Source organism: Cupriavidus sp. HY129, assembly GCF_059492215.1.
The window spans coordinates 550,917-572,954 of record NZ_CP083255.1 but is presented as its reverse complement, the minus strand read 5'-3'; the positions used below and the strand labels follow the sequence as shown (position 1 = coordinate 572,954).

Here is a 22,038-nt window from a genome sequence, read left to right as displayed (position 1 = left end):
TGGTAGCGTGGCGCCCCGGGCACTTGTCCTATCGGGTGCGCCATCGCTTTAGAAATGGCGTTCAGGCCACTCCACGGCTGACGTTGGCGATCACCATCAGCAGGATCTGGGCGATCACGAACAGGATCAGCGGAGAGATGTCAAAGCCACCCAGGCGCGGCACCACGCGCTGGATCGGGCGCAGCAGCGGGGCGGTCAAGTGCCAGATTGGCGCCGCCAGCGGCGAGTTGGGATTCACCCACGACAGCACCGCCATCAGCAGCGTCACCCACATCACCATGCTGATGCCCCACTTGAGCATGCTGAGCACGCCCAGCGCCAGGATCACCGGCAGGAATCCGAGCGGATCGGCGCCGAGCACCAGCGCGCGGCAGAGCAGGAACGCCACGGCGGTCAGATAGGCCGCGAAGACGGTGGCCCAGTCGATGCCACCCAGGCCAGGAATGATGCGGCGCAGGGGGCGGACGATCCAGTCCGTCACCTGGAACACGCCCTGGGACACAGGATTGCGCGAAGGCAGCCGGGACAGTTGCATCCACAGGCGCAGCAGCAATGCCATGCCAAAGAGCGTGAAAACAGTATCGAGCAGGAACAGGATGATTTCCGTGAACATCGGGCGGATTTCCGTTTTGCGGTTATAGGGTGTCGGCAACCGCACAGATTCTGCCATACCGCGCCGGGACCCAAAGCGTCGAAGTACGGGCGGGATTGCCGGGCAATGCGCGCCAGCGCACGGCGGCGCCTGCGGGCGCACCTCCTATAATGGGCGGCCGGTCCACCAACGTTCTCGCTGATCCGACATCCATGCCACGCAAGTCTGCCCAAGCCAGGGCCTCCGAAGAAGCCGCCGTGCTGCACAAGCAGGACTTCGAAGCACTCTCCGATTTTCGTTACCAGTTGCGCCGCTTCCTGCGTTTCTCGGAGGAGGCCGCGCGCGCCGAAGGCGTGACCGTCCAGCAGTATCTGCTGATGCTGCATATCCGCGGATGCCCGGACAAGAACTGGGCTTCGGTGGGCGAACTGGCCGAGCGCCTGCAGGCCAAGCAGCATGGCGTGGTGGCGCTGGTCAACCGGTGCGAGGCCGCCGGACTGGTCAGCCGCAAGATCAATCCCGACGATCGCCGCGTGGTGCAGATTCATCTGCTGGCCAAGGGCGAGCGTTGCCTGAACCGCCTGGCGGCACTGCATCGCACGGAACTGGAATCGCTGCGCAACACGTTCCGCGTGGCGCGTATCACGGCGTTCAACGACGACGGCGCCGAGCGCATCTGATCGACCTCCCGCATGGAGGCGATGAGGTGATGACGCGATGATGCGGTTACAGGCGGTTACCCATCACAATCTCCGGTGACACCTGCGGCCGGACGACGGCACTAGACTCCCGCGCAATACCAATACGCGCATCGACGCAGGAGCCTTCATCATGTCTTTCCCGTTCCGTCCGGTTGTGTTGGCCGCGCTCGCCGCGAGCGCCCTGGCTGGCTGCGCCGCGCCATATGGCGGCTATGGCGATGGCTACGGGTCGGGCTATGGCGGCTCCTACGGCTCTTCCGGCTCGTCCGGCTCCTACGGCAGCACCGCATACGGTGGCGCCTCGTATGGCAACGCTGGCTATGGTGGCAGCGGTACGCAGGTCAGCGGTGGCTACCCCGCCTATCCGCAGCAGCAGGGCTACCCTCAACAGCAGGGATATCCTCAGCAGCAAGGCTATCCCCAGCAGCAGACCTACCCGCAACAGCAGACCTATGACCAGTACGCTTACCCGTCGCAGCCTTCCGCGCCGCAGGGTGGGAACTACGACGGCAGCTATAACAACGGCTACAACGACCAGTACGCCGTGCGTTATGGATGGGTGGAGTCGATCGAGCAACTGGCCGGTCAGCCGGCCGACACGAGCGGCGCCGGTGCCGTGATCGGCGGTGTCGTGGGTGGTCTGCTGGGTCACCAGGTGGGCGGCGGCCGCGGGAATACCGTCGCAACGATCGGTGGCGCGGTGGCCGGCGCGCTGGCCGGCAATGAAGTGGAAAAGCGCTCCAGCACCACGCCGGCGGCCTTCCGCGTGCGCGTGCGCACCAACGACAACGCCTACGTGACCGTGACGCAGAACAGCCCGTACAACCTGCGCACGGGCGATCGCGTCAAGATTCAGAACGGCGTGGCGATGCCGTATTGAGCGCGCCGGGTCCGCTGCAGCCGTTGAAACCGTCGAAGACGTACTGCGCAGCGGAACGGCGGCTGCATTGAAGCGTCAGGACAGCGCGTTGGTCAGGAACGTCAGCGCGCGGCCATGCGCGAGCGCCGCCGAACGCTGGTGGTACGAACCACGCGCCCAGCAGTTGAAGCCGTGGTCGGCCTGGTCATAGACGAAGACCTCGACACCGCGCTTGCCCGCCACAGCCTGACGCACACGTTCGACGTCCTCGGGCTTGATGTGGGCGTCGAGCGCGCCATAGTGGAACTGCACCGGGACGTTGAGCGCTTCTGCTTCCTTGAGGTTGTTCTGGATACCGCCGCCGTAGTACGGCACCGCCGCATCGACCATGCCGCGCGCGGCCGCCATGTACGACAGCAGCCCGCCAAAGCAGTAACCCACTGCCGCCACCTTGCCGCCGGCGCCGATTTCCGCGCGCAGCGCCTTGGCCGTCGCACCGATGTCGGATACGGCTTCCTCCAGGTTCACGGCCTGGCGCAGCTTCATGGCCTCTTCCCAGTCCTTGCCCGAGTAGCCAAGTTCCACGCGCGGCGCCGTGCGCCAGAACACGTCCGGCGCCAGCACCACGTAGCCGTCGGCGGCGTACTGGTCCGCTACGGAGCGGATGTGCTCGTTGACGCCGAAGATCTCCTGGATCAGCACGATGCCCGGGTTGCCCGGCTGCTTGCCTGCTGGCGGCAGGCTCAGGTAGGCGTCGAAGCTGCCATCGGGGGTATCGATACGAATCCAGCGGCTATTGGTGGTCATGGTCGGAAACTCCGGGGTGAAGTGTTCAGAGGGTGGGGAACCAGGGCGCAAGTTTGCCACCGGTAAGGCAATCGTGCAGCGGACCACGCGATACATGGGTGCGGGTCCGCGCAAAAAAGCCGGCATCCGGGGGACGGATGCCGGCATTGGCCGGGCGACAGCCGGGCCTCATATGTGCCCGTGTGGCTTACCAGTGCATCTGGACGTTCTTCTCGCCCGGACTCAACGTGGCGTGCTTCGACATGCCTTCATAGGTTGCCACCACCTGATAGGACGCACGCGGCCCCCGGATCAGGCAGCGCGGTCCGGTGGATCGGAACTCGGCCACTTCCTTGCCGTTTCTCATCAGCTTGACGTTCACGTCGGACAGGTACTCGCCCCGTCCGCCTTGTGTGAACAGCAGACCCATGTCGTAGTTGCGGGCCTCGCTGCGCATTTCGGCCTGCTCGTCCGCGGCAACCCCGCCGCAGACATAGGTGATCGGCCCTGACGTCGAACTCGTGATGTCCGCACGTGCCGCCATGGCGGCGCCCAGTGACATCACAGCGACGCCAACCGCGCACAAGTTGCGCGCGCGCTGGCGCATGGCAATCTGTTCTGTTCTCATCGCTTCCTCCTGCCAGGTAAAGCGGATGCGATGACGATGATGGAGACACGTGTGGAACTTTCGCACTCCGGGGCCGAGCTGGTGGCCCGTCGCGCATCCGAGGTTACTCGTCTCAAGTACATACCCGTACGCACGCCGGGAATGTCAGTGTTTGGCTGATCCTGATGCCGGACAGACCAGACGGGATTTGGGGAGAGTGCAGGCGCGTGCCTATCATGAAGGGATATGACGCGTGCCGCGCATGAAGCCGCGCAGCATGTGCCGGGTCACAGTCACACTCACCCATGCACAACAGGAGACGGATCATGTCCAACCACACCTACAAGCTGGTCGAGATCGTCGGGTCGTCGGCGGACGGCAGCGATGCCGCCATTCGCAATGCGCTGGCAAAGGCCTCGGAGTCCATCAAGAACATCGACTGGTTCGAGGTCGTGGAAACGCGTGGCCATGTGCAGGATGGCAAAGTCGCGCACTTTCAGGTGACGCTCAAGATCGGGTTCCGCGTGAACTGAACGGGGCCGGCGGCATGGCGCAGGCCCCCGTTCCGTCGCGCCGGCGACCCGTCAGTCGAACTGGTAGGACCAGAGCAGGTTGAAGCGCGGCGAGCGATGGCTCGCGTTGGTCGGCTTGTCGCCCACGGGCTGCGCCACCGAAATATCCATCGTGTAGTAGCGACGGTCGGAGAACCGCAGGCCGACGGCGACCGATTGCAGCGTCCGGTGCGACAGCGACACGCTGTTGGAGAACACGCGCGCGTAGTCGGTGACGATGAACGGCTGCAGCGTCTTCAGGTAGGTGTAGTCCACCGCGAACATCCGGTTGATCTCGGCGGAGGCCCCCCAGCCCTTGTCTCCAGCCACTTCGCCGGCGGGATAGCCCAGGCCGAAGAAGCGGCCGCCGAAGCTGATCTGCTCGCTCGATGCCAGCCGGTTGCCGCTGTACTGGCCTGCCGCGGAAACCGATGTGCCAAATCCGTAGGGCAGGTCGTTGGCCTGCGACACGAGCAACCGGGTGCGGAAGAAGCTCAGGTCGTTGATGTTGTTCTGACGGCTTGCCCCGAGCCCGTCAAAGCCCTTGTAGAAGCCCAGCGTGGCGTTGCGCGTGAAACCCTGGCCGCGCTGCAGGTACGACGCCTCCGCGCTGGCCACACGCACATCGGTCGACAACTCGATCTGCCGGCCCGCGCCGGGCTGCACCGCCTGCGTGTAGCGCTCGAACTGGTTGTTCGCGTAGAAGCCGCCGGTCAGCGTGAGCGCATGGCGGTTGTTGAGGATCACGGGGTAGCTCAGCGTGCCGCCGAGACGCTTGGAGTCGTTGACATAGCGCGATTCGAAACCGATGGGCGCCAGTGACGTGTTCTCGGGCACGCCGCGATAGTGCGACGCCGTCACCTTGGCCAGCATGCCCTCGGTGCCGATCGGCTGGGCGTAGTTGAGCGCGTAGTACTCCTCGTCGTTGTGGCCCTTCGGGAAAAGCGTCGTGAACGAGAGCTGCTCGCCGAGCGGCGTGAGGCTGTTGGTGGTGGCCGTGGCGATGGCGCGCAGGCCCGGCGACATCCACTCCACACCGGTGCCGAACGTGAACGGCTTGCGCTTGGCCTCGAGCACCATCTCGCACGCGCCATCGGTGGTGGTGGGCGGCTGCACTGTGGCGTTGATCTGCATGCCCGGCTGCTGCGACAGCACGTTGACGTAGTGCTCGAAGCTTTCCTGCCGTAGCGGGCGCTCGCGCATCAGTTGCTGCGCGATCTTGCGCAGGCGGCCCTCGGCTGGGCCAGGCTTGCCGCGGACCGTGACGTTGGCCACGTAGCCTTCCACCACGGTGATCAGCACGTCGCCGTTCTCGAACGACTGCGCGGGCACAAACGCGAACGACAGCGGGTATCCCGCGTCCTTGTACATCTGGGTGACAGATTCCGCGGCCTGCAGCAGTTCGGCCACGCTGATCTCGCGGTTAGCCAGCGGCGAGAACTTGGCGGCGATCTGTTCGAACGGCAGCGTTTTCGCGCCTTCGATCTTGAAATGCTTCGGCGTCAGGCGCGAGGCGAGCAGATTCTGCATGGCTGCATCGGGGCGTTCCACCTGCACGGTGACATTGCTCTGCGCAGGCTTGCTCGGCGCGATGGTCGGGAGAGTCTGGGTCGGATCGCCCTGGACCGGGCTCCGTTCGGCATGAGACAGGCCGCTATGAATGGCGCCGATGCCAATCAGCAATGCGGCAACACGCTTGCGTGTACGCATGGTAATACCCCTTGATCAAGACAGCTTTGCGGCTATGACGCCGCGTGCCACGGACGGTAGGGATGCCGCTCTCCCTGCCGCCCATCTGTGGCCGCGACGCTTTTGCTTCAGTTGATTTGGTTGATTCGCTTGATTCGGTTGCTGCTCAGGTCAGTGCCTGGTGCCACCCAGCGCGCCGGTCAGGCCGCTGACCAGTCCGCCGACGAGGCCCGTGACGGGTGCCAGCGGATTGGCGGGCTTGGTGCCGCCCGTCGTCGTGCCACTGGTGCTGGCGGGCGCGTTGCCACCAGTGAGGCCGGCAACGATGCCGGTGACCGGGGCCAGCGGACTGGCCGTGGTGCCGGCGCTATTGCCGCCGGTCAGTCCACCGGTGATGCCGCTGACAAGGCCTGTCACCGGCGCCAGCGGGCTGCTGCTGCCGCCTGCCGCGCCAGACAGTCCGCCGGTCACGCCGCTGACGAGACCGGTAACGGGCGCGAGGGGGCTGGCGCCACCGCCGGCTGCGCTGGTCAGTCCGCCGGTCAGGCTGCTGACGAGACCCGTCACAGGTGCCAGCGGGCCGGCGCTGCCCCCCGTCGCGCCGCTCAGGCCGCCGGTGAGGCCGCTGACGAGCCCGGTTACGGGCGCCAGTGGATTGGTGACGCTGCCGCCCGCAGGTCCATTCACGACGCCGCCGACCGAAGCCACCGTATTGCCCACGCCGGTAACCACGCCACCCACGCCCGAGACGACAGGCGTATTGGTGTTGGTCAGTGTGGTGCCCGCTACAGCCAGTGCGCCGCCCACCGTCGCCAGCAGGTTGCTGACCGGTTGGCCCAGACCCGTCGCCGCGCCCAGCGTCTGCGTGCCGTTGGTCAGCGTCGACGTGAGCGGCACGATGATCTTGCTGACGCCGCCGGTCAGTTGCTCGACGGGACCGGTCGACAGCGCCGTGCCGAGCTGCGTGCCAACGTTGCTGACGGTGCCGCCCACCTGCGACACCACGCCGCCGAGCGGTGTGGTCAGCGCGGCCAGTGGCGCGAGCGGTCCGGTGCCAAGGCCGCTGACCGCGCTGCCCGCATTCGTCACCGCATTGCCGAGCTGGCTCACCACGCCACCGGTGCTGGCCACGGTCGTGCCCACGGGGTTGGTGGCGTTGGGGATGTTGCCGAGGCCGGACTGCACGCCGTTGGCAAGCGTGCTGACGGCATTGCCAACCGATGTCACCACGCCACCCAGACCGGTCTGGGTCTGCGACGGCAGGCCCGGCACGTTCGCGTTGCTGATGGCGTCGCCGAGACCGCTGACCGTCTTGCCGGCGCCGTCTGCGACCGAGCCCGCGTTGCTGACGATCGTGCTGGTCGGCGTCAGCGCGGCAGTGGTGCCACCGCCGCCGTTGTTGTTGTTGTTGTTGCCACCACCGTTGTTGCTGCCGTTTCCACCTGCGCCGTTGCTGCCCAGGTCCGTGCCGGCACCACCGGTGCTGCCAGACCCACCGGCCCCGCCATTGGTGCCGCTGCTGCCAGTGCCGGCCGACGTGCCTGCGGTACCACCCGTTCCTCCCGAGCCGCTGGTCCCCATCGAAGTGGAACCGCTGCCACTGGCGCAGCCGCCCAGCGCGAACAGTGCCCCCAGTACTGCCGTGATGACGATCCGCTTCTTGAAATCTTGTTGTTGGCGCATGACCTGTTCCCCTTTTGTCTTTTCTCTTACCCGTCGAAGTTCACGTGCACGCTCGTCGGTCGAGCGTCGAGATGTGTGGCGTGCCGTGGCTGCGGATGTATGCGCAAGCGGTGTGCCAATCGAGGACCACGAGTGGACCGGAGCCCAACGCAAGTAGGGGTGCTGCCCGCAAACGCACGTCTGACAAGGGTTTGCGGGCAGCCGATCAAACGCCCGCATCAAGCGGACGGTGGTTGTGGCAAGTGGGCGAGGCGTTACGCGTTACGTAACGCGCGGCGCTTTCGTAACGCGCCGATGGCGTGGTCCGCCGTGTCGCCTGACCTGGAAATCGTGCACGTCGTTGCGCCGGAAAGCCGCGCCGCATAACGGGTTCAGGGCAGCGTGCCGTGGTTTTCCAGCGTTCGTATCGAACATGCGATTGACCCTGGCACACGGCTTGCGCAACAGGCCACGGCAAAGCGCGCGAGTTGCGATCGCACACGTCCACCAGAGGAGATCAAAACATGAAGACCACGAGCCAATTGCAGCGTCCCCGTTATTCCACAAATGTCGTGGCACTGGCTTGCGCTGCCGCGCTCGCCCTGCTGGCCGGCTGTTCGTCCGGCGGTTCGGGCAGCGGCGCAAGCCCTTCGCCATCCACGCCGGCCGGACCGACCCCGACGCCGACCCCCACGCCCACCGCCGCGACGACGCCGACTGCAAAGGTGGTGGAAGGCGCTGGCAATACGGTGACGGCGGCAGGCAACGCGGTGAGCCAGATCGGCCAGCAGATCAAGGACACGAACGTTCCGCTGGTACCCACCGGCGCAAAGAACGCCACCGGCGATGTGGTGATAAATGCCGGGGCAACCGTTGCCACGCTCGGTGCCGGCGTTGCCAATGGGCTCGGACAGATGGGTGCCGTCGACAACCCGGTTGGTGTCACTGTGGCCAACACTGGCAACGTCGTGACGCAGACTGGCAAGACGGTGGTCAGCGCGGGCGACCTGGTGCAAGCCGTGGGCACCGGCCAGCTTGCCCCACTCGCACCAGTGACCACGCCTGTCGGCGGCGTGGTGCAGAGCGTGGGCAGCGCCGTGATGGGCGCCGGCAATCAGCTCGGCACGGCCTTGTCGACGGGCGCCGTGGCGGAACTGACGGGTAGCACAAGCAAGGTCATCGTGCCGCTGACCACGCAACTCACCAACGCCACGCAGACCGTCGGTGGCGCAACCGGTCTGGGCGCGCCGGTCAACAACCTGCTGGTAACGGTGGGCAACACGGTGGCCAGTGCCGGCAGCATGATCACCAACACCAATACGCCGATCGTCTCTCCGCTGGGTGGCGTGGTGACCGAGACCGGCAAGACCGTCGCGGTGGCGGGCGGTCTGCTGCAAGGCACGGGTAGTGGTGCGGGCACCAATCCGCTGGGCAGTCTGCTCAGCAGCCTGCCGATCAACAGCTTGCCGGTTGCCAATGTGGCCAGTGCGACTGGCTCCGCGAGCGCCAATCCGGTCAGCGGCCTGCTGGGTAGCCTTCCGGTCAGCAACCTGCCCGTTGTAGGCAGCGTGGCGGGTGCAGTGGGTGGAGCAGGTGGTGCGGCGGGCGCGAATCCACTGGCTCCCGTGACGGGCCTGGTCAGCGGCCTGACCGGCGGATTGACCGGCGGATTGACTGGTGCGACGGGTGGCGCGGCGTCCCGCGGCAGCAGCCAGAATCCGCTCGCTCCGGTCACGAACCTGCTCGGCGGCCTGACACAACGCTGATCGCGCAACGAATCGGGAAAGTCCTCTAATCCGGCGAATTGGGTTCAGGACTTTCCCTGACAACTGGTCGACATCTTTACGGTGCGCTGTCGTCTTTACCCCGCGCGGCGCATCCTTTTATTGCGCGCTGTGCCGCGTCCCGCATGTTGGCGTGCAGGATGCGGCACGGCGGTGCCGGCTTTATTGCCCTTCATTCAACAATTGGCAGTTCCTCATCCCTAAGTATGAAAATCGGGCAAAGTTGTTTCAAACGTATGTCCCACTCTATGCTGATTCATACCTAGCCCAAATGGGGGGTATGGATGAGACATTCCATGTCTTATAAAGGCTGTACCAGCGATCGGAATATAGAAATGCCACGGAGAAATCATCGATGGCATCACGTCAGGACCGGGGTATCGCTGGGTTCCGTGTACGGAAAATTTTCTCATCGGGAGTGAGAACATGCGTCAAGTAAAAGCGTCCCTCTTTCGCAAAGCGCAACGCGGAGCGACTGCCATCGAATACGGGCTGATCGCAGGTCTGATCGCCGTAGCCATCGTCGCCGGGGTTACCAACCTCGGTCAAAATCTCGGCACCGGTTTCTCGAATCTTGCTACCAAGGTAACAACGTGGTTCGCCGCGGTTGGCCCCTGACGCAATAACGCCATTGCCGCCGCTGGCCGGTTGACCAGCGGAATCCGACTTATCGAATCGCACGTATATACCGTGCCAGCCTGAATGCTGGCCGCGGCGGGACGCTTGCGCCCTGACGGCGCGGTTCGGTGCCTGGCCTCTGACGAGGATGAAGTGGTAGCGCCGCACTGGCCGCGGGTCGTACATGGACGGCTGGGGAAAAAGTAGCAGGAGTGGTGCCAAGTCGCGCAATGCAGCACGAGAAGAACGGCCGCGGCCGGTGCCGGCAGTCATGCCGGTACCGGTCCCGTGGCCCCTTGGCGCCGGCATGCTGGCGTGCAGAAAATACCGGGTGAAGCATGCACTTAACGGGGAATGCGTACCGGCGTCGCGCGAAAGGCATCGCGGCGCTTGAGTTCGCCATTGTTGCACCGTTGTTCCTGACGCTCGTGCTGGGTATCACGTACTACGGCACGGTGTTCGTCTTGCAGCAGGCGCTGACGCTCGCGGCCGAAGAAGGCGCGCGGGCTGCCTTGCGTTATCCGCTCACCTCGACCGGAGGCACCACCGCCTCCACGCTTGATCTTCGCGTTGCCGCCGCCGCGCAGACCGCGCGCGCGATGCTGCCGACGTCGATGTCCTCGCTGATCTCGTCCGCGAACGTCGCCCAGCCCGTGACGTGCGCGTCCCCGTCCGGCACGCAGTGCGTGCAGGTGACGCTGAGCCTGCCAACCCGATCGATCCTGCCATCGGTGCCAATGGTGCCGGTGCCGGCTGTGCTGACCGGTTCGGCGATGGTCCAGCTATCTCCCGACATCTGAGCCCCGAGATCTGACATCCCCATGAACGACGGCCCGCATTTCATCCATCGACGCAACCCGAGACAAGGCTTGGCATGAGCAGCAAACAGATACGGATCGTGGCGATTGTCCTGCTCGTGCTGGCCGGTCTGCTGGCATTGCTGGCGCTGCAGGCGGCACGCCACACGGCCGCGCCGGCACCCGCGCAGGGCGTGGTGGCCACGCACGCCGTGGTCGTGACCACGCGCGCGGTGCCGGCAGGCAAGCCGCTGCCGGCGGACGCGCTCCAGGTCCTGCAGTTGCCGATCGAACCGGGTGGCGCGTACCAGGACGTCGCACGTGTTGCCGGCCAGGTGCCGCTGGTCAACCTTGGCGCCAACGTGCCGGTGCTTGAAAGCGAATTGCTGGCCGGGCTGGCCCGTCAGATTCCCGATGGCGAGCGCGCGATGGCGGTGGCCGTGGATGAAGTGATCGGCGTCGGCAATCAGGTACAGCCTGGCGACTTTGTCGATGTCTTCGTGGTCCTGCGGCGCGATAGCCAGGAGATTCCTGAAAGCCAGACGCGGATGTTGTTGTCGCGCCTGCGCGTGCTGGCGTACGGCAACGGTGCGGTGAATGAAGCGCCGAAGCAGCAGGGCGAGCAGATGATGGCACGCCGCGAAGGCGCGAAAACGGCGGTGCTGTCGGTGCCGCTGGAGCAGGTTGGCACGTTGGTCATGGCGCAGCAGGCTGGCCGCCTGATGCTCGCGCTACGTAATCCGACTGACGAGGCGATGCCCAGCGACGGCATGTTCGCGGACCCGCCGGGGGTGCTGCAGGCCCGCGCGGGCGTGCCACCCGAAGCCCAGCGCGCGCCGGTGGACAAGGCTGTGGCGGGTGTGAGCCTCGCCGGGCTGGTCGGCGAACCGCGCGCGCCCCAAACGCCCGCGCCAGCGATGCGGCCTGCCGTGCTTCCCGCAGGACTCCCGGGGATGGTGGCCACCGCACGACGCGATCCCCAGAACGAAGGTAACGGCGTGGAAATGATCCGCGCCGGCAAGCGAGCGATTGAATAACGGACGACACGGTATGCCGAAAAAGTTGAAACACCGTGTGCTGGCGCGAGTGGTCGCGCTGACGATGCTGGCGCTGGCTGCGGCGCCGATATCGCAAGCGGATGCACAAGCAGCGACACAAGCGGCGACACAAGCGATGTCGCAGCCGTCAGGTTCCTTCGACACCGCAGGCTCGCGCACGTTGCGCCTGCTCGCTGGTGCGCAACAGGAAATCCGGCCCGGACAGGCGCTGGAACGCGTGGCGGTGGGCAACCCCGAGGTGGCCGATGCGCTGCTGCTCAAACATCGGGGTGGTCCTGCTACGGTGCTCGTGGTGGCCCGCAAGCCCGGCGTCACCGACCTCAAGATCTGGAGCCGCGATGTTGCGCCGGTCAGCTACACGGTGCGCGTGGATGCGGTGCGGCCCGATCCCGGTGGCGCCAGCGTTGATCTTTCTTCCGCCGGGGCTTCGATCAGCGGCGAGTCTCCTGATGCCCCAGCCGCCGCGCATACGCTGATGGCGGCGCGCGCCGCCGTCTCCAGTGCGGATGGCAAGAGCGCAGGCGTTGTAGTCGATCGCTCGACGGTGCCGGTCTCCGGCACGGTGCAGGTCGACGTCAAGGTGGTGGAGATCAGCAAGACCGTTCTCAAGGAAATCGGCCTGAACTTCTATCGCGACAACGGCGGCTTCGCATTTGGCACCTTCAGCCCGTCGTCGCTGACCAAGGCCACGTTCACGCCGGGCGTTGGCACTGTGGTGGACTCGGTGTCGCCAATCAGCAGCGCTTTCAACCTGATTGCTGGCTCGGTGTCGAAGGGCATCTTCGCCAACCTGAGCCTGATGGAAGCCAACGGCCTGGTCCGCGTGCTGGCCGAGCCGAGCCTGGTGGCGTTGTCCGGGCAGAGCGCGAGCTTCCTGGCTGGCGGAGAGATTCCGATTCCGGTGCCGCAGGCGCTGGGGACCACGACGATCCAGTACAAGCCGTTCGGTATCGGGCTTACGGTATCGCCGACGGTGATGTCGCGTGAGCGCATCGCGCTCAAGGTGGCGCCCGAGGCCAGCGATCTCGATCCTTCGCGTGGCATCGTACTGAACGGCGCCACGGTGCCGGCCATCGTCACGCGGCGTGCCGACACCACGATCGAACTCGGTGACGGCGAGAGCTTCGTGATCGGCGGCCTGGTGAGCCGCAACACGGTCAGCAATGTCAGCAAGGTCCCGTTCCTGGGCGATCTGCCGGTGATCGGCAGCTTCTTCAAGAACCTGAACTTCCATCAGGAAGACCGCGAACTGATGATCGTGGTCACGCCGCACCTGATCAAGCCCCTGGCCAAGGATTCTCCCGCAGCGGCCGGCGCGTCCCAGGACGGCCGCACCAGCGCCAACCCCAACGTCTGGGGCCGCTACATGCTGGGCGAGTACGCGGACCAGAGCCTGCCAGGGTTCTCGAGATAGGCGGACCAACGATGGAACGAAACACATCTGTGGATCATTTCCTGCTCAACACCACGCGCGAGGACGTCCGGCACTGGTTGGGCCACGCGCTGGGCGCCGTTGGTACGCTGGTCGCCGAGGCCGATTCGCAGGATTCCTTCGTCGAGAAGATCGGCACATTGCGGCCCGGCCTGGTATTGCTCGACTTCACGCAGTCGCGCGCGATCGACTCGGCGCGGCTGGCCGAGCAGATCGCGCGGCTGTTTCCGCAGTTGCCGCTCGTCGCGGTGGGTCACGCAGGCGAGCCCGAGGCGTTGCTCGCCGCCTTGCGTGCCGGCGTGCGCGACTTCATCGACCTTGGTGGCGCGCCCGACCATGCGGCGTCCGTGGCCCGCCAGTTGATGGTGCCGCGCGTGCAGGTGCGGCCGGTCGCGGCAACGCGGCGCGACGGCAAGATCGTCGCGCTGCTCGGCGCGCGTCCGGGCGTGGGCGTCACCAGCCTGGCCGTGAATCTCGCGGCGGCCGCACGCCGCGGCGCGCAGTCCGAGGTGCTGCTGCTCGATCTGGGATTGCCGGCACGCGACGGCGCCCTCTATTCCAACGTCTCGCCCGAGTTCCATTTTGTCGAAGCGGTGCGCAACCTGCGGCGCTTCGACCAGGTGTTCGTCGATACCGCCATCGTGCGGCATGCCAATGGCATGTCGGTGCTGCCGCTGCCAGCCAGTCTGGCGGAGATGCGCGACATCTCGTTTTCCGAGGCCATGGCGCTGCTGGACCGGCTGCGCGAGTTCTTCGATCTCCAGGTGGTGGACCTTGGCGGGTTCTCGAACGCCGAGTTCATGGCGCAGATCGTCAAGGCTGCCGATACCGTGGTGCTGGTGGCCGAGCAGAGCGTCGGTGCGATCGTCTCCGCGGCAGAGCTGCTGCAGGAGCTGAAGAAGCGCGAGGTCGAGCGCGATGACCTGCATCTGCTGGTATCGCGCTTCGACGCCGAACTCGGGGTCGATGCGGAACAGATCGCCGAGCGGATCGGCGTGGCCTCGGTGGGCGTGCTGCCCGAGCGGCGCGCCGCGCTGTTGCAGGCCGGGAATCGTGGCGTCGTGCTGGCCGACCAATCGCCGGCGGACCCCTATGTGCGCGCTATCGGCGTGCTGTTGGAACGACTGGGATTCCGCGAAGGGCAGGTGCCCGAGCGCAGCGTCCTGGCCCGGATCAAGGAAAAGTTGCCCCAGATGCTGCGCCCGGTGCGCGCCGCAAGGGTAGGAAACTGACATGACCGACGCAATCGAATTCTCGGACAACGCTGCCGCCCCGTTTCCTGTTTCGCAGGAGTTTCACAATATCAAGGAGGCCGCGCACGAACACCTGCTCACGCGCATCGAGGAGCTTGGCGCGGAGTTCGGACGCTGGTCGCGCGTGGCCATCCAGCGTTTTGTCGATCTGGAGCTGGAGAGCTTCACGCGCCTGCGCCGCATTCCGATCAACGAAGCGGAGCTACGTCAGATTTCCGAGGCGCTGACCAACGAGCTGGCGGGCTTCGGGCCGATCGAGGATCTGCTCAACGATCCGGCGGTGGAAGATATTCTCGTCAACGGCCACATGGACGTCTACGTGTCGCGCCACGGCGTGCTGGAGCGGATTCCGGTGCGCTTTGCCGATGGCGGGCACTTGCTGCGCATCGTGCGGCGGATCCTGGCGCCGATTGGCCGCCGGCTGGACGAATCGAATCCGATGGTCGACGCGCGCCTGCCAGACGGTGGTCGTATCAACGTGATCATCCCGCCGCTGGCACTGGAAGGTCCGGTCGTCTCGATCCGGAAGTTCCGCAAGGATCCGCTGACACCGCTCGATCTGCAGGAACTCGGCACGATGAGCCCGGAGATTACCGAGCTGCTTGATGCCGCTGTGCGCGCGCGCTGCAACATCCTCGTGAGCGGTGGCACCAGTTCAGGCAAGACGTCGCTGCTCAACGCGCTGGCCACGTTCATCCCGTCCACCGAACGCGTGATCACGATCGAGGACACGGCCGAACTGGCGCTCAATCACCCGCACGTGGTCCGGCTCGAGAGTCGCCCCGGCGGATTCGAAGGTACCGGCACCGTGACGATCCGCGACCTGCTGCGCAACAGCCTGCGGATGCGTCCGGACCGCATCATCGTAGGCGAAGTGCGCGGCGGCGAAGTGCTGGAAATGCTGCAGGCGATGAGCACGGGCCACGACGGCTCGATGGGCACGATCCACGCCAGCAGTCCGCGCGAATGCCTGTACCGGCTGGAAATGCTGGCCGGGTTCGCGGGCTTCCAGGGCAGCGAAGTCAGCCTGCGCCGCCAGATCGCCAATGCGATCGACTTTATCGTGCAGATCGGCCGGCTGTCGAATGGCCGGCGCCGCATCCTGTCGATCACGGAAGTGACCGGACTGGGCGACAACATCATTTCCACGCAGGAGCTTTACCGGCACGAGCCGGTGCAGAACCCGGATGGCACCGAAAGCGACCGCTGGCAGTCGCTTGGCATCCTGCCGCATTCGCCCAAGCTGGCGCGGATGCGGCCGGCCAACTTCGCGCTGGATGACCGCTTTGATCTCTAGCGCCAGCCTCTTCATTGCCGCGCTCGCCATGATCATGGTCGGGCTGGGCCTGCTGATGCTCGCCGCCGCACGAAGCCGGTCGCGCGCCGAGGACGCCCGCGCGCACCTGACCGCGCAGACGGAGCAGGTACGCGCGCGCTACGCAACGGTCAGCGACCCGACGCCGCAATCGGCCGCGCGTGATCTGGGCCGACGCTGGGACGACCTGATGCGGCGGGCGGACCTGAAGCCCACGCGCCGCACGTATCTGGTCGTGAGCGTCCCGATGGCGCTGGCCGTGCTGGGTGGCGCCATCGTGGGTGGTGGCATCGGCGCGGGGGCCATGCTGGTCATGGTACTGATGCTGCTGTGCTTCTTCGTCTGGCTGCGTATCCGCAGGATCAAGGAAAAGATGCTGCGCCAGTTGCCTGGATTCCTCGATGGCGTGGTGCGGCTGATGACCATCGGCAGCAGCGTGCCAGCCGCTTTCCAGAATTCGGTGGCCAACACCGAACCGCCGCTGCGTCAGTGCCTGGTGCAGGTGATTCACTTGCAGCGCGCGGGCAAGGAGCTCGATCAGGCCGTGCTGCAGATGGGCCGGGCCTACGACCTCGACGAACTCGTGATCGTGTCGTCGGTGCTGCGGCTCTCGCAGCGCTATGGCGGCCGCGCCGACGTGGTGATGGAACGCACCGCCACCTTCATGCGCGATCGTGAAGAGGCGCAACGCGAGTTGATGGCGCTCTCGGCGGAGACACGTATGTCGGCGTGGGTGCTGGGCCTGCTGCCGCTAATCGTGGGTGGCGGCATGTTCGTTTTCAACGCGGGCTACATCCTGCTGATGTGGCGTGACCCGGGCGGCAAGGCGATGCTGCTGACGGCGGCCGGGCTCGAGGTGGCAGGCGCGTTCCTGCTCTACCGGCTCGCCCGGTCGATCTAGAGGCCCGCCATGGACGTGTTCACACTGATCTCGATCAGCCTGCTTGTCGGCGCAGTGGCGATGATCCTGCTGGCGTGGCCGCTGCTGCAGCAATGGCGACAGCGGCGCGCCGCCACGCGCACGATCGACGAGGCGCTGGTGCGGCAGGCCACCCAGCGGGCCGCGGGTGCCGCCGCGCAGGCTGGTGTCACGCAGGCGGGCGCCGCACCGGCGACGCAACCGGTCCAGCAGATGTCGCCACGCGCCGCAGCAGTAGCCGCCGCCACGGCAGTGGCCACGGCCGCGACGCAGGGTGCGAGCCCGGCGCCGGGCGTCGCCGACACGCAGCGCGGATCAATCGGCGCGCAGCTTGGCGGGCGCTTCAGCGAACGCTTCAACCAGCACTGGCTCGAATCGCGCCTGGGCAAGGCCGCAGTGAGTGCCGAAGAGCAGCAGTTGCTGGAGCAGTGCGGCTTCTACGGCGTCAGGCCACGCGCCGTGTTCGGTGCGTTACGCCTGCTGGTGCCGGGCATCCTGGCGGCGCTGGCGTTCGCGTGGAAGCTCGACGTGTCGCTGGCCAGCGCCCTAGCATGGGCGTTTGCAGCGTTCGCGGGCGGCTTCCTGCTGGCGAAGACCCTGCTGCGGCGGCGCGCGGCCCAACGGCTGCACAGCGTGGCCGACGAGCTTCCGATCCTGATCGACATGCTGCGCCTGCTGCAGGGCGTGGGATTGTCGATCGACCAGAGCCTGCAGATCATCGTGACCGAGTTCGGCAGCATGCTGCAGGTGCTTGGCCCCGAGCTGCAGCGCTCCAACCAGCAGTTCGCGTCGGGCCGCTCACGCGAGCAGACGCTGCTGCGCATCGGCAAGCTGTTCGACGATGAAGATCTCAAGGGCCTGATCACCTTGCTGACGCAGGTGGACCGCCACGGCGGCGCGGTGCAGGAGCCGTTGCGCCAGTTCGGCGAGCGGCTGCAGATCGCGCGCAAGGCGCGCATGAAGGACAAGATCGGCAGGCTGACGGTCAAGATGACCGGTGTGATGGTGGTCAGCCTGCTGCCCGTGTTGCTGATCCTGACGGCAGGCCCGGGGTTCCTGGGTGTGATGCGCATGTTGGCGCAGATGAATGGAGGCAGTTGAATGAAGACCGTGATGTCGCCTTGGTCGCCCTGGTCGCCCCGGACCCTCTTGCCAGCGTCACTGGCCATGCCGTTGGCAGCCGCTCTGCTGCTGGCCGGATGCGCGTCCACGCCGAACACCGCGGAGGTGATGGCGCAGCAGGCCGATGCGCAGATCGAACTGGCGAAGCTGCGCGACAAGGAGGCCCGCGCCGAATACAACGATCAGTCCGTCTATCTGGGGCTGATCAACCGGATGCAGACGGAGGGCATGTACTTCGCGTCGCTGGCGCATATCGACGCCTTCCAGCAGAAGTTCGGCAGCAATCCATCGCTGCTGGCGATGCGGGCCGATGCCCTGCGTGAGACCGGTCAGGATGATGCGGCCCTGCAGGCGTACCGTGATCTGCTCGGGACCGATCGCGCCGCGCGGGCGCATCACGGCATTGGCCTTGTGATCGGCAGACAGGGAGACTTCATGCGTGCCGCCGGTGAACTGCGCCAGGCGGTGTCGATGGAGCCGGTGAACCCGCAGTTCTCGAGCGATCTTGGCTACGCGCTGATGCGAGGCGGTGCACTGCAGGAGGCCCGCGTGCCGGTCATGCAGGCGCTGGAACTGGATGCCGCCAATCCGCGCGTGATCAGCAATGCGGTGGTGTGGTTGTGGGCGTCCGGCAAGCGCGCCGAAGCCAACGCCATGATGCAGCGTGCCGCGATGCAGGAGCCGACGCGATCGGCCATCCGCAAGGAGGCGGATCGGGTCAGTCGGGCCGTGCAGGTCCGCGAAAAGACCGCGCCGCATGGCGCGCAGGCCGTGGCGCTCAACGCAGGAGTCAAACCATGACGAGGAATCGTTCCAGACTGAAGGGCGCTGCGTGTACGGTGGCTATCGCCGCGATGCTGTTGGGGGTGGCCGGAGCCGCCTGGGCGCAATCCGCGCAATCCGCGCAATCCGCGCAAGCCGTCGAGCCGCCGCCGTCCCCGACGTTTCACCCGAACGACGTGCCGGTAGGGGACACCACGCGGATGCTGCTCGAGGTCCAGCGCAATGGCTCGCAGGCCGGGCCGCAGCAGTCGATGACCGGCGAAGAGGCCGCCATCGGCTACGCCCGCTATATGCGGAGCTTCCAGTACCCGTTGCCCGAATTCTTCAGCAGCCAGTCGACCGGCAGCGCATTGCGTGGCAGCACGGGAAGCCCGGCGCCGGTGGGGCAGTAGGCATCGCGATGCGTCACGTCACGTCCGGCTCGATCCACCCACGCCAGCGCGGCGCCGTCAGTCTGATGGCCGCGCTGCTGATTGCCGCGATTGGCGTCGCGGCGCTGGTGTCGCTCGACGTCGGCTTCGTGTTCTACACGCAGCGGCAGTTGCAGAAGCTGGTGGACGTGGCGGCGCTTTCTGGCGCGCAGCAATTGAAGAGCGCTGACGATCAGGCGACGACCAATGCCAACGTGCTGTCAAGCGTGACGTCCGCCGCGGCGCAGAACGGCTACGCCAAGGCCGTGGCGAATGATTGCAACACGGCAGTGGCTGGCGCGGCGGACGGCGTGCGGGCGTGCCTTGGGTTGTGGGACCCCGGCAACCCCGCCAATGGCGACAGCACGCGGCACTTCGATCCGGGCTATCCGGCCACAACGGTGTCGGCCAATGCGGTGCGCGTGCAGGCCACGTTGACGGTACCGCTGCTGTTTATGTTCCAGGGGGGCCAGTCGCGGCAGCTACACGCCGAGGCGATTGCCGCCGCGAGTCCGCCCGCCGCGTCGTTCACGCTGGGCAGCGGCCTGCTCAGGCTCTCGTCGGGCAACGGCCTGCTTGGGCTGCTGCTGGGCAACTCGGTCAATCTGTCGGTGGCGGACTGGAGCGGACTGGTAGGCGCGAACGTGACGCTCGAGCAGTTGCGTTTGCGGGCGGGTGTGGGCACGGTCGACCAGTTGCTGAACACTTCGCTCTCGATCCAGGACTTCTACGCGCTGGTGCTGGGCGCGGCGGGGCAGTCGGCGCTGCTCAACGCGGCGCTTGGCAGCCCCACGACACAGCTTGGCCTGAATGGCATCGGCACCAAGGTGACGCTGGGCCAGATGCTCGACCTGGGCGTGCTGACACCGGCGGCTTCGTCGGCGGCGGAGGCGGCGCTCAATGTGGCAACGTTGCTGACCACGGCCGCCTATGTCGCGCGCGGGACGAGCGCGGTGGACCTGAGTACGCTCAACGTGAAGACTGCGCTTGGATCGATTGCCGGCTCGATGTACATCATCCAGCCGCCGAAGGTGGCCGTGGGGCCGGCCAAGCAGTATCCGGATGGAACGTGGAAGACCACTGCGACGACCGCGCAGCTTGGCCTGAAACTGGCTGCGCAGGTCTCTGTGCCGCTGGTGGTGGCCAACATCAATCTGAATCTGCCGTTGTGGCTGCAGATCGCGCAGGCCAAGGGAGATCTGACGCATATCCAGTGCGCGGCTGCCGTTCCGGACCGGCGGGCGACGATCAATGTGTCCACCAACGCCGTGATGGCGTGCCTGGGCAACCCCGGCGGCACAGGCTGTTCCGGCGGCCCGCTTACCATCGCCGACGTCCAGTTGTCGGCGGTCGGACTGTTCCCGATTGCCGATGCGAAGATGACCGGACAACCGATCTCGCAGTCCGGCCTCGCCGGTGCGGGCAACAGCTTCGTACTCGCACCGGGTGGTTACGTGGCCGCATCGTCGAGCACAGTGATCGGCGATACCGTGACCAACGTGATCAACGGCCTCAATCCAACGCTCGATGTCAGCCTGCTGCAACTTCAACTGCTGAGCATTTCCCCGGGCTGGCTGCTGCAACAGGTGCTGAATCCATTGCTCACGCTGATCAACCAACTCGTCAATACCCTGACGAGCCTGCTCGGCATCAGCCTTGCCAACGCCGACTTGTGGCTCAACGGCGTCGACTGCAACAACACGGAACTCGTGTACTGAACTGAACGATCATGAAAGCAGACCGCTGGGCCTACGAGAGCCTTGAAGTCTATGTGTGGGAAGGCAAGTACGAGATCGCCGATCGCGTCGCGCGCTTTCTGATGCCACTGGGCGCCGAAGTCGTTCGCGCGGGCGCGCTCGATGCGCTGCCGTCCGAGCCACGGGTCAAGCCCAGCATCGCCATCATCAGTGTGTCGGCGATCGGCTCCGCCAAGTTCACGCTGGATTGGGAAGCCGCGCACGGCATGCCGGTGATCTGGGTCGGCGCCCCCGACCGCGAGAGCGATCCCGGCCGGTTCCCGACCGAGTACGCCTACATCCTGCCCCACGATTTCACCGGCGCCGATCTGCGCACGCAGATCGCCAAGCTGATGCCGCAATTGATGGCGGCCGCCGAGGCGCGCCCCGATGTGGCCGATCTCGTCGCCGGGTCCGCGGCAATGCAGTCGCTGCTGGAGCAGGTCGATACCTTCGCCAATTTCGACAGCAACGTGATGCTCTATGGCGAGACCGGCGCGGGCAAGGAACGCATCGCGCGGCTCTTTCACGATCGCAACGCGACGTATGGCAAGGGACCGTTCGTGGCGGTCAACTGCGGCGCGATTCCCGATGGGCTGTTCGAATCGCAGTTCTTCGGTCACGCCAAGGGCGCGTTCACCGGCGCGATGTTCGCGCATCGTGGCTTCTTCGAACAGGCCACCGGCGGCACGCTGTTCCTTGATGAGATCGGCGACTTGCCGCTGTTCCAGCAGGTCAAGCTGCTGCGCGTGCTGGAGGAGAACGCGGTGACACGGCTCGGCTCCGCCATGGCGGTCAAGCTGGACTTCCGGCTGGTGGCCGCCACCAACAAGGATCTGCGCGAAGCCGTGACGCAAGGCCGCTTCCGCGCGGATTTGTACTTCCGGCTGGCCGTGATCGAACTGCGGCTGCCCAGCCTCGAGGACCGTGGCCCTGCGGACAAGATCGGCCTGCTGCAATCGTTCATGCGCCACATGATCGGCGCCGCCTACGATGCGCTGCCGCCGATGCCAGACTGGCTCAAGGGCGCCGTGGGCTCCGCGTTCTTCGTTGGTAACGTGCGCGAACTGCGCAACCTGGCCGAGCGCATCGGCATCACGGTCCAGCAGCGCGGCGAATGGGACGAGGCGCGCATCCGGCCGCTGTTTCGCTCGCTGCGCCCCGGCGCGTTCGATGGCACCGAGCGGGCCGACCCGCGCGGTGACGCGGAGGAGCGCCGCCGCATCATTGCCGCGCTCGATGCCAACAGCTGGCGACGCCAGGACACGGCGACGTGCCTCGGCATCAGCCGCAAGGTGCTGTGGGAAAAAATGCGCAAGTTCCAGATCGAGGACAGCGAGGCGGAGCCGGTCTGAGTGGTGTCC

21 protein-coding genes are annotated in these 22,038 nt (G+C 66.1%); 16 read left to right on the top strand and 5 right to left on the bottom strand.

The annotated features are described in order from the left end of the window. Positions 1-61: 61 nt before the first annotated feature. The gene (locus tag K6G35_RS18985; protein WP_008646869.1) at positions 62-613 is read right to left on the bottom strand and encodes a YggT family protein; all 552 of its coding nucleotides are present in this window, start codon (positions 611-613) and stop codon (positions 62-64) included. A 191-nt stretch (positions 614-804) separates the two neighbouring features. On the opposite strand from K6G35_RS18985, the gene K6G35_RS18980 reads away from it, so the two are divergent. Both K6G35_RS18980 and K6G35_RS18975 read left to right on the top strand, forming a co-directional pair. Then, positions 805-1,272, top strand: a complete 468-nt coding sequence (locus K6G35_RS18980; protein WP_035880659.1) for a MarR family winged helix-turn-helix transcriptional regulator — start codon at positions 805-807, stop codon at positions 1,270-1,272. A gap of 151 nt (positions 1,273-1,423) precedes the next feature. Beyond that, on the top strand, positions 1,424-2,173 hold the full coding sequence (locus K6G35_RS18975; RefSeq protein ID WP_495676858.1) for a glycine zipper 2TM domain-containing protein: 750 nt from the start codon (positions 1,424-1,426) through the stop codon (positions 2,171-2,173). Positions 2,174-2,248: 75 nt separating this feature from the next. Here K6G35_RS18975 and K6G35_RS18970 read toward each other — a convergent pair whose 3' ends face one another. Together K6G35_RS18970 and K6G35_RS18965 are read right to left on the bottom strand one after the other, a co-directional pair. Beyond that, positions 2,249-2,959, bottom strand: coding sequence for a dienelactone hydrolase family protein (locus K6G35_RS18970; protein WP_008646864.1), 711 nt, complete (start codon positions 2,957-2,959; stop codon positions 2,249-2,251). A 187-nt stretch (positions 2,960-3,146) separates the two neighbouring features. Beyond that, entirely contained in the window at positions 3,147-3,566 is a 420-nt protein-coding gene (locus tag K6G35_RS18965) for a hypothetical protein (protein ID WP_495676857.1), read from the bottom strand. Between the two features lie 305 nt (positions 3,567-3,871). Between K6G35_RS18965 and K6G35_RS18960 the strand changes: the two genes are divergently transcribed. Further along, complete coding sequence (locus K6G35_RS18960) at positions 3,872-4,078, top strand: dodecin (protein WP_008646861.1); 207 nt, start codon at positions 3,872-3,874, stop codon at positions 4,076-4,078. A gap of 51 nt (positions 4,079-4,129) precedes the next feature. Here K6G35_RS18960 and K6G35_RS18955 read toward each other — a convergent pair whose 3' ends face one another. Further along, positions 4,130-5,806 carry a ShlB/FhaC/HecB family hemolysin secretion/activation protein gene (locus tag K6G35_RS18955; RefSeq protein WP_008646860.1) on the bottom strand — a complete coding sequence of 559 codons (1,677 nt, stop codon included), beginning with the start codon at positions 5,804-5,806 and terminating at the stop codon, positions 4,130-4,132. Between the two features lie 150 nt (positions 5,807-5,956). Continuing rightward, positions 5,957-7,468: a collagen-like triple helix repeat-containing protein gene (locus tag K6G35_RS18950; RefSeq protein ID WP_495676856.1), complete on the bottom strand. Its 1,512-nt coding sequence runs from the start codon at positions 7,466-7,468 to the stop codon at positions 5,957-5,959. Positions 7,469-7,971: 503 nt separating this feature from the next. On the opposite strand from K6G35_RS18950, the gene K6G35_RS18945 reads away from it, so the two are divergent. From K6G35_RS18945 to K6G35_RS18885, 13 genes are all read left to right on the top strand, one after another. Continuing rightward, the gene (locus K6G35_RS18945) at positions 7,972-9,213 is read left to right on the top strand and encodes a collagen-like triple helix repeat-containing protein (RefSeq protein WP_286880727.1); all 1,242 of its coding nucleotides are present in this window, start codon (positions 7,972-7,974) and stop codon (positions 9,211-9,213) included. 444 nt (positions 9,214-9,657) lie between these two features. Then, the gene (locus K6G35_RS18940; protein ID WP_011518178.1) at positions 9,658-9,849 is read left to right on the top strand and encodes a Flp family type IVb pilin; all 192 of its coding nucleotides are present in this window, start codon (positions 9,658-9,660) and stop codon (positions 9,847-9,849) included. 338 nt (positions 9,850-10,187) lie between these two features. Further along, positions 10,188-10,649 carry a TadE/TadG family type IV pilus assembly protein gene (locus K6G35_RS18935; protein ID WP_008646854.1) on the top strand — a complete coding sequence of 154 codons (462 nt, stop codon included), beginning with the start codon at positions 10,188-10,190 and terminating at the stop codon, positions 10,647-10,649. Between the two features lie 74 nt (positions 10,650-10,723). Beyond that, complete coding sequence (cpaB, locus tag K6G35_RS18930) at positions 10,724-11,683, top strand: Flp pilus assembly protein CpaB (protein WP_035880673.1); 960 nt, start codon at positions 10,724-10,726, stop codon at positions 11,681-11,683. 13 nt (positions 11,684-11,696) lie between these two features. Further along, positions 11,697-13,118: a type II and III secretion system protein family protein gene (locus tag K6G35_RS18925; protein WP_008648913.1), complete on the top strand. Its 1,422-nt coding sequence runs from the start codon at positions 11,697-11,699 to the stop codon at positions 13,116-13,118. A gap of 11 nt (positions 13,119-13,129) precedes the next feature. After that, complete coding sequence (locus K6G35_RS18920; RefSeq protein WP_495676855.1) at positions 13,130-14,368, top strand: pilus assembly protein; 1,239 nt, start codon at positions 13,130-13,132, stop codon at positions 14,366-14,368. Between the two features lies 1 nt (position 14,369). Then, positions 14,370-15,686, top strand: a complete 1,317-nt coding sequence (locus K6G35_RS18915; RefSeq protein ID WP_008648144.1) for a TadA family conjugal transfer-associated ATPase — start codon at positions 14,370-14,372, stop codon at positions 15,684-15,686. Then, positions 15,679-16,605, top strand: coding sequence for a type II secretion system F family protein (locus tag K6G35_RS18910; protein ID WP_040011126.1), 927 nt, complete (start codon positions 15,679-15,681; stop codon positions 16,603-16,605). The genes K6G35_RS18915 and K6G35_RS18910 overlap by 8 nt, the downstream gene beginning before the upstream one ends. Positions 16,606-16,614: 9 nt before the next feature. Beyond that, entirely contained in the window at positions 16,615-17,724 is a 1,110-nt protein-coding gene (locus K6G35_RS18905; protein ID WP_495676854.1) for a type II secretion system F family protein, read from the top strand. Continuing rightward, entirely contained in the window at positions 17,725-18,546 is an 822-nt protein-coding gene (locus tag K6G35_RS18900) for a tetratricopeptide repeat protein (protein WP_035880678.1), read from the top strand. After that, on the top strand, positions 18,543-18,920 hold the full coding sequence (locus K6G35_RS18895) for a DUF3613 domain-containing protein (protein WP_008646423.1): 378 nt from the start codon (positions 18,543-18,545) through the stop codon (positions 18,918-18,920). The genes K6G35_RS18900 and K6G35_RS18895 overlap by 4 nt, the downstream gene beginning before the upstream one ends. A gap of 8 nt (positions 18,921-18,928) precedes the next feature. Then, the gene (locus tag K6G35_RS18890) at positions 18,929-20,656 is read left to right on the top strand and encodes a TadG family pilus assembly protein (protein WP_495676853.1); all 1,728 of its coding nucleotides are present in this window, start codon (positions 18,929-18,931) and stop codon (positions 20,654-20,656) included. An 11-nt stretch (positions 20,657-20,667) separates the two neighbouring features. Further along, positions 20,668-22,029, top strand: coding sequence for a sigma 54-interacting transcriptional regulator (locus tag K6G35_RS18885; protein WP_286881250.1), 1,362 nt, complete (start codon positions 20,668-20,670; stop codon positions 22,027-22,029). Positions 22,030-22,038: the final 9 nt, after the last annotated feature.

Bases quoted from the DNA above. Each gene is read 5' to 3' on its own strand.
- K6G35_RS18980 (WP_035880659.1), top strand. From the start codon at position 805: ATGCCACGCAAGTCTGCCCAAGCCAGGGCCTCCGAAGAAGCCGCCGTG.
- K6G35_RS18985 (WP_008646869.1), bottom strand. From the start codon at position 613: ATGTTCACGGAAATCATCCTGTTCCTGCTCGATACTGTTTTCACGCTC.
- K6G35_RS18945 (WP_286880727.1), top strand. From the start codon at position 7,972: ATGAAGACCACGAGCCAATTGCAGCGTCCCCGTTATTCCACAAATGTC.
- K6G35_RS18955 (WP_008646860.1), bottom strand. From the start codon at position 5,806: ATGCGTACACGCAAGCGTGTTGCCGCATTGCTGATTGGCATCGGCGCC.
- K6G35_RS18915 (WP_008648144.1), top strand. From the start codon at position 14,370: ATGACCGACGCAATCGAATTCTCGGACAACGCTGCCGCCCCGTTTCCT.
- K6G35_RS18960 (WP_008646861.1), top strand. From the start codon at position 3,872: ATGTCCAACCACACCTACAAGCTGGTCGAGATCGTCGGGTCGTCGGCG.
- K6G35_RS18975 (WP_495676858.1), top strand. From the start codon at position 1,424: ATGTCTTTCCCGTTCCGTCCGGTTGTGTTGGCCGCGCTCGCCGCGAGC.
- K6G35_RS18940 (WP_011518178.1), top strand. From the start codon at position 9,658: ATGCGTCAAGTAAAAGCGTCCCTCTTTCGCAAAGCGCAACGCGGAGCG.
- K6G35_RS18905 (WP_495676854.1), top strand. From the start codon at position 16,615: ATGGACGTGTTCACACTGATCTCGATCAGCCTGCTTGTCGGCGCAGTG.
- K6G35_RS18920 (WP_495676855.1), top strand. From the start codon at position 13,130: ATGGAACGAAACACATCTGTGGATCATTTCCTGCTCAACACCACGCGC.
- K6G35_RS18925 (WP_008648913.1), top strand. From the start codon at position 11,697: ATGCCGAAAAAGTTGAAACACCGTGTGCTGGCGCGAGTGGTCGCGCTG.
- K6G35_RS18950 (WP_495676856.1), bottom strand. From the start codon at position 7,468: ATGCGCCAACAACAAGATTTCAAGAAGCGGATCGTCATCACGGCAGTA.
- K6G35_RS18885 (WP_286881250.1), top strand. From the start codon at position 20,668: ATGAAAGCAGACCGCTGGGCCTACGAGAGCCTTGAAGTCTATGTGTGG.
- K6G35_RS18900 (WP_035880678.1), top strand. From the start codon at position 17,725: ATGAAGACCGTGATGTCGCCTTGGTCGCCCTGGTCGCCCCGGACCCTC.
- K6G35_RS18970 (WP_008646864.1), bottom strand. From the start codon at position 2,959: ATGACCACCAATAGCCGCTGGATTCGTATCGATACCCCCGATGGCAGC.
- K6G35_RS18935 (WP_008646854.1), top strand. From the start codon at position 10,188: ATGCACTTAACGGGGAATGCGTACCGGCGTCGCGCGAAAGGCATCGCG.
- K6G35_RS18965 (WP_495676857.1), bottom strand. From the start codon at position 3,566: ATGAGAACAGAACAGATTGCCATGCGCCAGCGCGCGCGCAACTTGTGC.
- K6G35_RS18895 (WP_008646423.1), top strand. From the start codon at position 18,543: ATGACGAGGAATCGTTCCAGACTGAAGGGCGCTGCGTGTACGGTGGCT.
- K6G35_RS18890 (WP_495676853.1), top strand. From the start codon at position 18,929: ATGCGTCACGTCACGTCCGGCTCGATCCACCCACGCCAGCGCGGCGCC.
- cpaB (WP_035880673.1), top strand. From the start codon at position 10,724: ATGAGCAGCAAACAGATACGGATCGTGGCGATTGTCCTGCTCGTGCTG.